1 protein-coding gene is annotated in these 512 nt (G+C 39.3%); it reads left to right on the top strand.

Annotated features, from left to right (window positions below; translation table 11 throughout):
- Positions 1-295 precede the first annotated feature (295 nt).
- Positions 296-512 (top strand): acyl-CoA thioesterase (locus ACS8FD_RS24755; protein ID WP_439277791.1); only part of this gene is annotated, 217 nt, incomplete at its 3' end.

Genomic DNA, 512 nt, shown 5'->3' with positions numbered 1-512 from the left:
ACTAGTTGTATGGTGTTGTAATTATTGTCAATACAAGATAAAAGCATGTTAAATAAAGAATATACTACCCTTTATATAAGCTCTTATAACCTTGCTTTTAGCATTGTAGCATGCTGATATTGTGCTGTCTCAATGGTTAATAGGGGATGGGAGACTGATTTGGCTCCATGTGATAAATGTTATTAAGTTAAACATTGTTATGAGGGTAAGGGCTGTCACAAAACAGGTGGTTTGCGTTACACTAATGCAAATCACCTATACTACTTTTAACTGCTCATAGCGAAACGGGAAGATTATGCCACAACTAAACACTTCGTCAACAGCCAAAAAAGCGCCTCTAAATCATGAGCTGTACATGTCAGTACTGATGACACCTGATATGGCCAATTTCATTGGTAATGTGCATGGTGGCGATCTGCTAAAAATGCTTGACCAAGTTGCTTATGCTTGCGCCAGCCGTTATAGCGGTAGTTATGTAGTGACGCTCTCTGTTGACCAAGTGATGTTCCGTG

The sequence above is a fragment of the Psychrobacter sp. 1U2 genome, assembly GCF_051847575.1.
This window is presented reverse-complemented; position numbering and strand designations above follow the sequence as displayed.